Below are 12,587 nucleotides of genomic sequence, written 5' to 3' on the forward strand. Positions count from 1 at the left end.
GATCGCCTCGGCAGGCGCGTTCCCGAATCCACAGGTTGAGGCATTAGAGCAGGCCGAGCAGACGGTCGTTGCCGTGATGCAGGACGGTGTACTGATGGGCATGCTGGCGCTGCGCGACACCCTGCGCGACGATGCGAAAGACGCCGTCGACGCGCTGCACAGGCTGGGAGTACAGGGCGTGATCCTGACCGGCGATAATCCGCGCGCGGCGGCGGCGATTGCCGGTGAGCTGGGGCTGGCGTTTAAGGCCGGATTGCTGCCTGCGGATAAAGTCAGCGCGGTAACCGAGCTGAACAGCAACGCCCCGCTGGCGATGGTCGGGGACGGGATAAACGATGCCCCGGCAATGAAAGCTTCCACCATCGGCATTGCGATGGGCAGCGGCACCGACGTGGCGCTGGAGACCGCCGACGCGGCGCTGACGCACAACCGCCTGACCGGGCTGGCGCAGATGATAGATCTTGCGCGGGCGACGCGCGCCAATATTCGGCAGAACATCGGCATTGCGCTGGGTCTGAAGGGGATTTTCCTGGTCACCACGCTGCTCGGCATGACCGGACTGTGGCTGGCGGTACTGGCGGATACGGGGGCGACGGTGCTGGTTACGGCGAACGCGTTGCGGCTGTTGCGCCAAAGGTAAAAGTGAAACGGCAACCGGGTTGCCGTTTCTCGTGTTTGCCCCCTCTCCCCGCGGGAGAGGGCCGGGGTGAGGGCATCAGGCCGCACGCATCACTGCATCCCTAGCAGCCCCGGCAACCACAATGAAATCGCCGGGATGTACGTCACCATCCCCAGCACCACCAGCAACATACCGTAAAACGGCAGCATCGCCCGCACCACGTGCTCGATCTTCTGCTTACTCACCGCGCTCGCCACGAACAGCACCGATCCGACCGGCGGCGTGATCAGCCCAATCCCCAGGTTTACCATCATGATCATCCCGAAATGCACCGGGTCGATCCCCAGCGAATTGGTCACCGGCAGCAGCACCGGGGTCAGGATCAGGATGATCGGCGCCATGTCCATCAGCGTGCCAATCAGCAGCAGCATGATATTGAGGTACATCAGGATCACGTATTTGTTATCGGAGAGCGACGTGAAGAATTCGGTGATGCGCATCGGCAGCTGCATGTAGGTCATTACCGCGCCAAACGCCGCGGCAAAGCCAATCAAAATCATCACAATGGTGACGGTTTTCACCGTGCGGCACATCAGCTTCGGCAGTTCGCTCCATTTATAGTCGCGGTAGATAAACATGGTGACGAAAAACGCCCACAGGCAGGCCACGGCGGCAGATTCGGTCGCCGTGAATATCCCGGACAAGATCCCGCCGAGGATAATCACCACCGTCATCAGCCCCCACAGGGCATCGAGCATGATTTTCAGCGCCTGCCTGAACGGGATTTTGTCCCCCTTCGGATAGCCGCGCTTGCGGGCGAAGCACAGGCAGAGCACCATCAGGCTCACGCCCAGCAGCAAGCCCGGCAGCACGCCCGCGATAAACAGCGTGGCGATGGAGACCGTTCCCCCTGCCGCCAGGGAGTAAATCACCGAGTTGTGGCTGGGCGGGATCAGGATCGCCTGCACCGACCCGCTGGCCGTCACCGCCGCCGCGTATTCGCGCGGATAGCCCTTCTTCTCCATCTCCGGGATCATCACGCTGCCGATAGACGCCGTATCCGCCACCGACGAGCCGGAAATCGCGCCGAAGAACGTTGATGCCACGATGTTCACCAGCGACAGCCCGCCGCGAATAAAGCCGACAAAAACGTACGCGAAGTTAACCAGCCGTCGGGCAATACCCCCTTCCGCCATGATCGCCCCGGCAAGAATGAAGAACGGGATCGCCAGCAGGGTAAATTTATTCACTCCACTGGTGATCTGGATCATCAGCGCCTCCAGCGGCAGGTCAATCCACAGCGCGCCCGCCACGGCGCTTAAGCCGACGGCGAAGGCTACCGGCATCCCCAGCGCCAGCAAAATGGCGAGGGTGAATAACAAAACAAACGCATCCATTGTTCACCCCTTAACTGTGATTGCCGATCAGCACGACGGGACGGTTTTCCTGCGAGCCAAACAGCAGGCGTTCAAACACAAACAGGATCAAAATGGCCGACCCGACAGGCAGCGGCAGATAGCTTTCGCCGGAGGTCAGGAGCGGAAACTCCGCCACCGGCTGCTCCCACAGCTCGACGCACAGCCAGTAGCTGTACCAGCACATCAGGCCGGAGATGAGCAGCATCAGCAGATCTACCACTCGCGCGCACACTCTTTGCAGCGACGCGGGCAGGCGGTCGGTGAGCATGTTGACCGCGATATGCGACCCGGCGCGATAGCTCACCGCCGCGCCGATAAAGGTAAACGTCACCATGCAGATAATGGCGATCGGCTCCGGCCAGGATTCGCCGCGATTGAGCACATAGCGAGAGAAGATGCCAATGGGGATCACAATCGTCATCACCAGTAGCGAGAGACCCGCCACCACCATGGCGAGCAGGTACAGACGGTCCATCCACTTCAGGTAGAGTTCGGACATACGTACTCCGGCTTACTGAACGTCAGCGATGGCTTTCATCAGATCCTGATGCTTATCGCCATACTGCGCGCGCACCGGCTCTGTCGCCTTGATAAACACCGTTTTATCGATGTCGTGGAACTGCACGCCGCCGGCCTTCATTTTCGCCAGCGCCTGGTCGTTATACGCATTCCACAGCTTGCGCTGCTCGAACTGCGCTTCGCGGGCCAGCGTCAGGATCTTTTGCTGTTCGTCAGCGCTGAGCTTGTCCCATTTCACTTTGGAATAGAGCAGCATTTCCGGGGTGATAAAGTGGCCGCTCAGCGTGTAGTTTTTGGCGACCGGCATATAGTTGTGGGCGATAAAGGTTGGCGGGTTGTTCTCCGCGCCGTCGATCACCCCGGTCTGCATGCCGCTGTAAACCTCGCTGACGCCCATCGCCACCGAGTTCGCCCCCATCGCTTTCAGCGTGGCCAGCGCCACCGGGCTGCCCTGCACGCGGATTTTCTTCCCTTTCAGATCGTCCGGTTTGACGATCGGCTCTTTGGTGATCAGGTTGCGGGTGCCGGAATCCATCCAGCCAAGGAAGACCAGACGCGATTTCGGGTTGGCGGTGAGTTTGTCGCCGATCTGCTTGCCGATATCCCCGTCGATCACCTTGTGCATGTGGCCTTCATCGCGGAATACGTAGGGCAGGGTAAACACTTCGATATCCGGCAGGATGGCAGCCACCGGTGCCATGGAGACGCGGATCATGTCGATCGCCCCCATCTGCGCCTGCTCAATCATCTGCTTTTCATCCCCCAGCACGCCGCCGGGGAAGACCTTAATCTCCAGCTTGCCATCGGTTTGTTGTTTGAGTTTTTCACCCATGTGCTGGACCGCCACCACGTTCGGGTAGCCTTCGGGATGCACATCGGCGGCTTTAATGGTCTGGGCAGAAACGGTGCAGGCGAAAGCAGTCAGACACAGCGCGGCCAGTAACGGCTTGAGGGTCGTTTTCATTAAGTCAACTCCAGGGTAGTGAGATAAGCGTTAAAACGATGTTTTAATTTTTGACGCTTAAAAATTAGACTACGGCTGGAAAAGGGAGGGTGAAGCGCCTCACAAAAAGCGCGAAATTTTGAAACGATGGTTCGAAATTGTGATGAGTACTTGTCGGGTGGCGACTGCGCCTTACCCGACCTACTACACCCGTAGGCCCGTGCAAGCGAAGCGCCGCCGGGCGTCAGGCCGCACTTACCCCTTACGAATCAAATACCGGTACGGCAAGGTCTCGGTTTGCTGCGCCACCAGTTCATGTTCCATAAAGGTACAAAAGCCGGGGATATCACGGGTGGTAGCCGGGTCATCGGCGACGATCAGCAGCGTTTCGCCACTCTGCATGTTACGGACGGTTTTACGCACCATCATTACCGGCTCCGGGCAACGGAGGCCCTGAGCATCAAGCGTGTGGTCTGGGCTGGAAAACAGGTCGGTCATTTTCTTCTCGTTCAGGTAAAAACGGCTGTAGTTTACGCCCCGCTATCGCCAATGCAAACCAGGTTAACGATTGCGTGAAAATTAGCCATTGCAAAGTGTCGTCAAAGCAGTATCATGCGGCGGCTTTATTGGGTTCCCTCACCCCAAATATTAATCAAAAAGGTACAATATGAACTCCTTTACACAATCGCAGCGCGTCAAGGCGTTGTTCTGGCTTTCGCTATTTCATCTGCTGGTGATCATCTCCAGTAACTATCTGGTACAGCTCCCCATCTCCATTTTTGGTTTCCATACCACCTGGGGCGCGTTCAGTTTCCCGTTTATTTTCCTTGCGACGGATTTAACCGTGCGTATTTTTGGCGCACCGCTGGCGCGGCGGATTATTTTTGCGGTGATGATCCCGGCACTGTTTGTCTCCTACGCCATCTCCTCGCTGTTTTACATGGGAAGCTGGCAGGGCTTCGAAGCGCTGACGCACTTCAACCTCTTCGTCGCGCGTATTGCCACCGCCAGCTTTATGGCTTATGCCCTGGGGCAGATCCTCGATGTCCACGTGTTTAACCGCCTGCGTCAGAACCATCGCTGGTGGATGGCACCAACGGCCTCCACGCTGTTCGGTAACGTGAGCGATACGCTGGCCTTCTTCTTCATCGCCTTCTGGCGCAGCCCGGACGCCTTCATGGCAGAACACTGGATGGAAATCGCTCTGGTGGACTACGCCTTTAAGGTGCTTATTAGCCTGGTCTTCTTCCTGCCGATGTACGGCGTACTGTTGAATATGCTGCTGAAAAGGCTGGCAGATAAATCTGAAATCTCCGCATTGCAGGCAGGTTAAGGGTTCGCTTTATCAGTTGTGATAAGATGAACGAATGAGCCGTTATGGCCGTTTATCGAAAGGAAGAAGTCAATGCGCAATCTGGTTAAATATGTCGGGATTGGCCTGCTGGTTGTTGGCCTTGCAGCCTGTGATAACAGCGACACCAAAACGCCTGCTCAGGGCGCGTCAGCAGAAAGCAACGCCACCGGTCAGCCGGTGAGCCTGATGGATGGCAAACTCAGTTTCTCTCTGCCCGCGGACATGACCGACCAGAGCGGTAAGCTGGGTACCCAGGCGAACAATATGCACGTCTATTCCGATGCCACCGGCCAAAAAGCGGTGATTGTGATCGTCGGTGACGATACCAGCGAAGATCTGGGCGTGCTGGCCAAACGCCTGGAAGATCAGCAGCGCAGCCGCGACCCGCAGCTTCAGGTGGTCACCAACAAGTCTGTTGAACTGAAAGGCCACACGCTGCAACAGCTGGACAGCATCATCTCTGCCAAAGGCCAGACCGCGTACTCCTCCGTGGTGCTCGGCAAGGTGGACAATAAACTGCTGACCATGCAGATCACCCTGCCGGCAGACAATCAGCAGAAAGCGCAGACCGCCGCTGAAAACATCATTAACACCCTCGTGATCCAGTAATCGTTCACCGGGATGCCGTGGCCTCCGTCGCTTGCGCCGGGGGCCATTTTTTTGCCACGACTTTCAGACTAACGCTCCAGACGAAGCCCATCCGGCGCACTACAATTAACACGCCCCCCGGAAAAAGGAATTCTTATGACTGCCAGCCCGCCCGACAAAGCCGGACTTCATATTTTATTAAAACTTGCCTGCCTGGTGGTTATCCTTGCGGGTATCCACGCGGCGGCGGATATCATTGTTCAGCTTCTGCTGGCGCTGTTTTTCGCCATTGTGCTCAACCCACTGGTGACATGGTTTTTACGCCGGGGCATCAGCCGCCCGGTCGCGATTACCATTGTGGTGATGGTGATGCTGGTTGTCCTGACGGCGCTGTTCGGCGTGCTCGCCGCCTCGCTGAGCGAATTTTCCACCATGCTGCCGCAGTACAATAAAGAGCTGACGCGCAAGCTGGTCGATCTTCAGCGCATGTTGCCGTTCGTGAATCTGCATATCTCACCGGAACGGATGCTGCGCCGGATGGATTCCGAGAAGGTGATGACCTACGCCACCACGTTGATGACCGGGCTTTCAGGGGCAATGGCCAGCATTCTGCTGCTGGTGATGACGGTGGTGTTTATGCTGTTCGAAGTGCGCCACGTGCCGTATAAGCTGCGTTTTGCCCTGAACAATCCGCAGATCCACATTGCCGGCTTGCACCGCGCGCTGAAAGGCGTATCCAAGTATCTGGCGCTGAAAACATTGTTAAGCCTGTGGACCGGCGTGATTGTCTGGCTGGGGCTGGTACTGCTGGACGTGCAGTTCGCGCTGATGTGGGGCGTGCTGGCGTTTTTACTGAACTACGTACCCAATATCGGCGCGGTGCTTTCCGCCGTTCCGCCGATGATCCAGGCGTTCCTGTTTAACGGTTTTTATGAGTGCATGCTGGTAGGGGCGCTGTTCCTCGTCGTGCATATGGTGCTGGGTAACATTCTTGAGCCGCGCATGATGGGCCACCGTCTGGGCATGTCGACGATGGTGGTGTTTTTATCGTTACTGATCTGGGGATGGCTGCTGGGTCCGGTGGGCATGCTGCTCTCCGTGCCGCTCACCAGCGTCTGTAAAATCTGGATGGAAACCACGAAAGGAGGCAGTAAACTCGCCATTCTTCTGGGTCCGGGTCGGCCAAAAAGCCGTTTGCCGGGATAACCGGGTGGAAAGGGTCAAAAGTGACGTTTATTCGCCAGCGCGACGACAACATTGTACGATGTGCGCAGTAAATCGCGCTGGCGAAGAAAAAGTCACAGAAACAGGTTTATCGCGGACGCGCGTAGATGAAATTTACACTTACCCTTATCGACTGGCAGGCAAGAGCGCCAGGACTCAGCGATGCCGACGAATGGCAGGCATGGTCACGCCGGTCTGACGCCATCGATCCCGCTGCACCGCTGGCGAAACTGACCGATCTGCCGATGATGACCGCCCGCCGCCTGAATTCAGGCAGCAGGCTGGCCGTCGATCTTGGCCTGATGATGCTGCGCAAACACCGCATCGATGCCGTCGTCTACAGCAGCCGTCATGGGGAGCTGGAGCGCAATTTCCGTATTCTCCAGGCCCTGGCGGCAGAACAGCCCGTTTCCCCCACCGATTTTGCCATGTCGGTACACAACTCGGCGGTCGGCAATCTCACTATCGCCGCGCGTCAGCCTGTTGTCTCTTCGTCGGTTTCCGCCGGTATGGATACCTTCCAGCAGAGCTTGTGCGACGTGCTGAGCCTGCTGCATGCGGGCTACTCCCGCGTATTGCTGGTGGATTTCGACGGTCTGCTGCCTGATTTTTATCACGCCGGGTTGCCACCGCAGATGCCCGTCTGGCCCTACGCGCTGGCGCTGGTGATTGAAGCCGGAAATACGCTCAGCTGTGAAACGCACGTCAACCGCACGCCTGAAGAGCCCGCGCTGCCGCAAAGCCTCCAGTTCCTGCGCCATTACCTGCGGGACGAGCGCCAGTTCACCCTGCCGGGCGAGCGCCTGCTGTGGCAATGGACGCGCCAATGAGAGGGTTACGTTCCCGCCTCGATCGGTTATGGCGGATGCTGATGACCGGATTGTGCTTCGCCCTGTTCGGCCTCGGCGGACTGACGCTGTCGCTGGTATGGTTTAACCTGCTGCTGATTTTCCAGCGCGACCGCACCCAACGTCGCCGCCTGGCACGCCGCACTATTTCTGCCAGTTTTCGCCTGTTCCTCGCGGTGGTACGCGGTGCAGGGGTACTGGATTACCGTTTCAACAACCTGGACGTTCTGCGCGCCGAGCGGGGCTGTCTGGTGATTGCGAATCATCCCTCGCTGCTGGACTACGTTCTGCTGGCGTCGGTGATGAACGAAACCGACTGTCTGGTGAAAAGCGCGTTGCTGCGTAACCCGTTCGTCAGCGGCGTGATCCGCGCGGCTGACTATCTGATTAACAGCGAAGCCGACACGCTGCTTGCCGCAAGCCAGCAGCGTCTGGCCCAGGGCGATACCCTGCTTATCTTCCCTGAAGGCACCCGCACCCGGGTGGGGGAAGCCATGACCCTGCAACGTGGGGCGGCGAATATCGCCGTTCGCTGCAACAGCGCCGTGCGCGTGGTGGTGATCCACTGTAGCGAACGGATGCTGGATAAACAGAGCAGCTGGTATAACGTGCCCCCCAACAAACCTGTTTTCACCGTGGATGTTCGCGAACGCATCAACATTCATGATTTTTATGATGCGAGTCAGCACGAACCCGCGCTGGCAGCAAGGCAGTTAAACCGGCATATGCAGCATCAGTTAACAACCGGTCTTCAATCTTTGTCAGGAACGAAAGATGCAAGCGCTCTATCTTGAAATTAAGAATCTCATTATCTCTACGCTGAATCTGGAAGAACTTACCCCAGAGGATATTGATACAGACGCCGCGCTCTTTGGCGACGGCCTCGGTCTGGACTCAATCGACGCCCTTGAGCTGGGGCTGGCGGTAAAAAATCAGTACGGCGTAGTGCTTTCTGCCGAAAGTGACGAGATGCGTCAGCACTTCTATTCCGTTGCCACGCTCGCGGCTTTTATCCATCAACAACGCGCCTGAGAATGACCGCTATGACAGAACAACAAACGATTTATCAGGAAGTCTCTGCGCTTCTTATTACGCTGTTTGAAATCGCCCCGGAGGATATTACCCCTGAGGCACGTCTTTACGAGGATCTGGATCTCGACAGCATTGATGCCGTCGATATGGTGGTGCACCTGCAAAAGAAAACGGGCCATAAAATCAAGCCTGAAACCTTCAAAGCGGTGCGCACGGTGCAGGACGTCGTGGACGTTGTGGAACAGCTTCAGCGCGACGCGTAACGTGCGTTCGATTCCAGTTCTTCCCGCCCTGACGGGGCTGATGCTGCTGGCATGGCCGTTTTTGATCGGCTTCGGGCTGGCGAATAATAGCCTGCACGGGATACTGCCCGTGATGGCGCTGGTGCTGCTGATGCGCGTCTGCCTGGCCCGTCGGCAGGGCGGCCCCCTGCGTTATCTGTTCGTAAGCGTGGCGCTGGCCGGCATAGCGCTTTGCGCGGCGAGCTACGTCCTGCACGCGCACCAGTGGGTGCTGTTATATCCGGTGGTGGTGAATCTGGTGATGCTGGTGGTGTTTGGCGGTTCGCTGTGGACGGCAATGCCCGTCGTCGAACGGCTGGCGCGCCTGCGTGAACCGGACCTCTCCCCCGTCGGGGTACGTTACACGCGCCGGGTTACCCAGGTCTGGTGCGGCTTTTTTATTATCAACGGGGCGATCGCGCTGTTTAGCGTATTACACGCCGATATCCGTCTGTGGACGCTGTGGAACGGGATGATTGCCTATCTCCTGATGGGCACGCTGATGGCTGGCGAGTGGCTGGTGCGACAACGGGTGATGAAAAACGATGCTTAACCCTCTTCCGCTTAGCCAGTGGCTCAGTGCGCCCCGCCCTGACGACACCCCTGTCGCCTGGCAGGACGACCATCTCTGGACGCTTGGCGATCTGCGCCACGATGTCACTCGGCTGGTCGACACGCTGCGACATGAAGAGGGCGAGCGCTGGGCGCTGTGCATCGAAAACGGCTATCTGTTTATTGTCGCGCTGCTGGCGACGCTGCATGCGGGTAAAACGCCGGTCCTCCCCGGGCACAGCCGGGCGGCGCAGCTTAACGAACAGCGGGCGCTGTTCAGCGGCGTCCTGAGCGACACCACGCTCGATTTTCAGGGGCAACAGCTGCGGGTGGCTTCCGCTCAGCGGGCAGGCCATCCCTTTTCACCGCTGCCTGCCATCGGTGAGATGCGCACGATCGAGCTTTACACCTCCGGCTCGACCGGCACGCCGCAGCGGGTGAGTAAGCCGGTGGTCAGCCTGGACCGTGAGGCTCGTCTTCTGGCGGCGCATTTTGGCGAGCGTCTGGCGGGCTGTCACGTCGTGGCTTCCGTGGTGCTGTACCACCTGTATGGCCTGACGTTTCGTGTCGTCTTACCCATGGCGCTCGGCCTGCCGCTGCACGCCAGCCTGCTCAACTATGCCGAGCAGCTCTCTGCCCTTCCCGACGATAAACGCTATCTTTTCATCAGCAGTCCGGCGTTTCTCAAGCGGCTGGACGCGTCACTGACGCCGCCCCCCGTCAACCTGCTCTTCTCCGCTGGCGGCGCGCTGCCCTGGCAGGAGGTCGCCGCGGTTCAGGCCTGGCTCAACGTCTGGCCGGATGAAATATACGGCAGCACGGAAACAGGCGTAATGGCCTGGCGCTATCGTCAGGAGGAAAGCACCCGCTGGCAGCCTTTCCCCGGCGTGACGTTTCACGGCGATCGCGTGATGTCGCCGCTGATCCCCGAGGTGGAGGGGGTCGTGCTGGATGATATCCTGCACTTCACGGCTGACGGGCAGTTCAGCCTCGTCGGGCGCCGCGGTCGGGTGGTCAAAATTGAAGATAAACGCATTTCACTCGATGACATTGAGCGCCGCCTGCTGGCGCTGGACGGCATCTACGAGGCCGCCGCGCTGACGGTGACGCGCGGCGGGCGTCAGGGCATTGGCGTATTGCTGGTGCTGAATGAAGCGGTGCGTCAGCAACACGAACAGGGCAAAAAAGCGCAGGAGCTCGCCTGGCGACGCGCCCTTCGCCCCTGGCTTGAACCGGTTGCCGTGCCGCGCTACTGGCGGATCGTTGATGAAATCCCGGTCAACAGCATGAACAAGCGCGTGACTGCGCAGCTACAGGAGTTGTTTCATGAAGATCCCTGAAATCGGGCGCCTCCAGCCCGATCCACAGCATCTGGAGATAACCTTTTATCTTGATCCTGACCTGCTCTGGTTTAAGGGACATTTCGCCGTACAGCCGCTGCTGCCGGGCGTGGCCCAGCTCGACTGGGTAATGCATTACGCTGCCGCGCTGGCGCCGGGCTACCGTTTTCACAGTATTCAGAACGTGAAGTTCGCCGCCCCGCTGTTACCGGAGAATACGGTCACGCTGCTCCTTGCCTGGCAGCCCGAACGCGAGATGCTGACCTTTAGCTACCAGCGCCATGCGGGTAACGAGCGCCACACCGCCAGCAGCGGGAAGATTCGCTTATGTCAGTAACCTTCCGTCCCTGCGTGCTGATCCCGTGCTATAACCACGGGGCGATGATGGCTTCGGTGCTGGCGCGCCTGGCGCCTTTCGCTCTGCCCTGTCTGGTGGTGGACGACGGCAGCGATGAAACCACGCGCCGCACGCTTGAAGCGCTGGCGGCGGATCGTCCGCAGGTCACGCTACTGCGGCTGGCCGAAAACAGCGGCAAAGGCGCGGCGGTGATGCAGGGGCTGAAAGACTGCGCCGATCGCGGCTTCACCCACGCCGTTCAGGTGGACGCTGACGGCCAGCACGCTATCGAAGACATCCCCAAACTGCTGGCGCTGGCCGAACGCCATCCCGATGCGCTCATTTCCGGGCAGCCCGTTTACGATGACTCGATCCCCCGTTCGCGCCTGTACGGCCGCTGGATAACGCACGTCTGGGTCTGGATTGAAACCCTCTCCCTGCAACTGAAAGACAGCATGTGCGGGTTTCGCGTTTACCCTATAGCCCCGGTTTTGCGCCTTGCAGCAACCACGCCGCTCGGCAGGCGAATGGATTTTGATACCGAAGTGATGGTGCGCCTCTACTGGCAGGGCAACAACAGCTATTTTCTGCCCACCCGCGTGACCTATCCGCCGGACGGGGTATCCCATTTCGATGCCCTGAAAGACAACGTGCGCATCTCGTTGATGCATACCCGTCTGTTTCTCGGCATGCTGCCGCGCATTCCTTCCCTGCTGATGCGTCGCCGCTCGCAGCACTGGGCGCAGCAGCAGGAGGTGAAAGGATTATGGGGCATGCGCCTGATGCTGCGCGTCTGGCAGCTGCTGGGGCGTAAGGCGTTTACCGCCCTGCTGTGGCCGGTTACGGCCGTCTACTGGCTAACCGCCCGCGCTGCGCGTCAGGCGTCGCAGCAGTGGCTGGCGCGGGTTAAAACGGTGATGGCACAGCGGCAAATGCCGCAACCCGCACGGCTTAACAGTTTTTCCCACTTCCTGCGCTTCGGTCATGCCATGCTGAACAAAGTGGCCAGCTGGCGCGGCGAAATGAAACTCCATCGCGATCTGGTCTTTGCGCCAGGCGCGCAGGAGGCGCTGGGGCTCGACGATCCTCAGGGCAAACTGCTGCTCGCGTCGCATCTTGGCGATGTGGAAGCCTGCCGGGCGCTGGCCCAGCGCGAAGGGGCGAAAACCATCAACGCGCTGGTCTTTAGCGACAACGCCAGACGTTTTAAGCAGGTGATGGAGGAGATGGCGCCGCAGGCGGGCATTCACCTGATGCCGGTCACCGACATTGGCCCAGAGACTGCGATCCTCATTAAAGAGAAGCTGGATCGCGGCGAATGGGTGGCGATCGTGGGCGATCGCATTGCCGTCACCCCGCAGCGCGGCGGTAGCTGGCGGGTGATATGGAGCGAATTTATGGGCCAGCCCGCGCCGTTCCCGCAGGGGCCGTTTATCCTGGCGTCCATTTTGCGCTGCCCGGTGGTGCTGATTTTTGCCCTCTGTCAGCAGGGAAAGCTGACCCTGCACTGCGAGCCGTTTGCCGACCCGCTG

16 protein-coding genes are annotated in these 12,587 nt (G+C 59.1%); 12 read left to right on the forward strand and 4 right to left on the reverse strand.

Annotated features, from left to right (window positions below; translation table 11 throughout):
• A partial coding sequence (locus DD606_RS21895; RefSeq protein WP_129259129.1) for an HAD-IC family P-type ATPase occupies positions 1 to 640 on the forward strand: 640 nt, incomplete at its 5' end.
• A gap of 89 nt (positions 641 to 729) precedes the next feature.
• On the opposite strand, the gene DD606_RS21900 is transcribed toward DD606_RS21895, so the two are convergent.
• From DD606_RS21900 to tusA, 4 genes are all read right to left on the reverse strand, one after another.
• Positions 730 to 2,016: a TRAP transporter large permease gene (locus tag DD606_RS21900; RefSeq protein WP_003861280.1), complete on the reverse strand. Its 1,287-nt coding sequence runs from the start codon at positions 2,014 to 2,016 to the stop codon at positions 730 to 732.
• A gap of 10 nt (positions 2,017 to 2,026) precedes the next feature.
• Positions 2,027 to 2,536, reverse strand: coding sequence for a TRAP transporter small permease (locus DD606_RS21905; protein ID WP_129259131.1), 510 nt, complete (start codon positions 2,534 to 2,536; stop codon positions 2,027 to 2,029).
• Between the two features lie 12 nt (positions 2,537 to 2,548).
• Positions 2,549 to 3,520, reverse strand: coding sequence for a TRAP transporter substrate-binding protein (locus DD606_RS21910; protein WP_129259133.1), 972 nt, complete (start codon positions 3,518 to 3,520; stop codon positions 2,549 to 2,551).
• Positions 3,521 to 3,754: 234 nt separating this feature from the next.
• Positions 3,755 to 3,997 (reverse strand): sulfurtransferase TusA, encoded by a 243-nt coding sequence (gene tusA / locus DD606_RS21915; protein ID WP_000130627.1) that lies wholly within the window; start codon positions 3,995 to 3,997, stop codon positions 3,755 to 3,757.
• A gap of 169 nt (positions 3,998 to 4,166) precedes the next feature.
• Here tusA and DD606_RS21920 point away from each other — a divergent pair, with 169 nt between their 5' ends.
• From DD606_RS21920 to DD606_RS21970, 11 genes are all read left to right on the forward strand, one after another.
• Positions 4,167 to 4,832: a 7-cyano-7-deazaguanine/7-aminomethyl-7-deazaguanine transporter gene (locus DD606_RS21920; protein WP_003861274.1), complete on the forward strand. Its 666-nt coding sequence runs from the start codon at positions 4,167 to 4,169 to the stop codon at positions 4,830 to 4,832.
• 72 nt (positions 4,833 to 4,904) lie between these two features.
• Positions 4,905 to 5,462: a DcrB family lipoprotein gene (locus tag DD606_RS21925; protein WP_003861272.1), complete on the forward strand. Its 558-nt coding sequence runs from the start codon at positions 4,905 to 4,907 to the stop codon at positions 5,460 to 5,462.
• 135 nt (positions 5,463 to 5,597) lie between these two features.
• Positions 5,598 to 6,647 carry an AI-2E family transporter gene (locus tag DD606_RS21930; protein WP_003861270.1) on the forward strand — a complete coding sequence of 350 codons (1,050 nt, stop codon included), beginning with the start codon at positions 5,598 to 5,600 and terminating at the stop codon, positions 6,645 to 6,647.
• Between the two features lie 125 nt (positions 6,648 to 6,772).
• Positions 6,773 to 7,495, forward strand: coding sequence for a beta-ketoacyl synthase chain length factor (locus DD606_RS21935; RefSeq protein ID WP_017384119.1), 723 nt, complete (start codon positions 6,773 to 6,775; stop codon positions 7,493 to 7,495).
• Positions 7,492 to 8,307: a 1-acyl-sn-glycerol-3-phosphate acyltransferase gene (locus DD606_RS21940; protein WP_100397731.1), complete on the forward strand. Its 816-nt coding sequence runs from the start codon at positions 7,492 to 7,494 to the stop codon at positions 8,305 to 8,307. The genes DD606_RS21935 and DD606_RS21940 overlap by 4 nt, the downstream gene beginning before the upstream one ends.
• Positions 8,288 to 8,545 (forward strand): phosphopantetheine-binding protein, encoded by a 258-nt coding sequence (locus DD606_RS21945; protein WP_003861263.1) that lies wholly within the window; start codon positions 8,288 to 8,290, stop codon positions 8,543 to 8,545. Before DD606_RS21940 ends, DD606_RS21945 begins: the two co-directional genes overlap by 20 nt.
• Positions 8,546 to 8,556: 11 nt before the next feature.
• The gene (locus DD606_RS21950; protein WP_003861262.1) at positions 8,557 to 8,808 is read left to right on the forward strand and encodes an acyl carrier protein; all 252 of its coding nucleotides are present in this window, start codon (positions 8,557 to 8,559) and stop codon (positions 8,806 to 8,808) included.
• A complete protein-coding gene (locus tag DD606_RS21955) occupies positions 8,780 to 9,379 on the forward strand; it encodes a hypothetical protein (protein ID WP_129259134.1) in 600 nt (199 codons plus the stop codon). Before DD606_RS21950 ends, DD606_RS21955 begins: the two co-directional genes overlap by 29 nt.
• Positions 9,372 to 10,718 (forward strand): AMP-binding protein, encoded by a 1,347-nt coding sequence (locus DD606_RS21960; protein WP_129259136.1) that lies wholly within the window; start codon positions 9,372 to 9,374, stop codon positions 10,716 to 10,718. The genes DD606_RS21955 and DD606_RS21960 overlap by 8 nt, the downstream gene beginning before the upstream one ends.
• Positions 10,705 to 11,055, forward strand: a complete 351-nt coding sequence (locus tag DD606_RS21965; protein ID WP_003861256.1) for a hydroxymyristoyl-ACP dehydratase — start codon at positions 10,705 to 10,707, stop codon at positions 11,053 to 11,055. Before DD606_RS21960 ends, DD606_RS21965 begins: the two co-directional genes overlap by 14 nt.
• Positions 11,046 to 12,587 (forward strand): glycosyltransferase (locus tag DD606_RS21970; protein ID WP_139158333.1); only part of this gene is annotated, 1,542 nt, incomplete at its 3' end. The genes DD606_RS21965 and DD606_RS21970, both read left to right, overlap by 10 nt.

It is taken from the genome of Enterobacter cloacae complex sp. GF14B (assembly GCF_004136805.1).
GTDB classification, from domain to species: Bacteria; Pseudomonadota; Gammaproteobacteria; order Enterobacterales; family Enterobacteriaceae; genus Enterobacter; species Enterobacter hormaechei_C.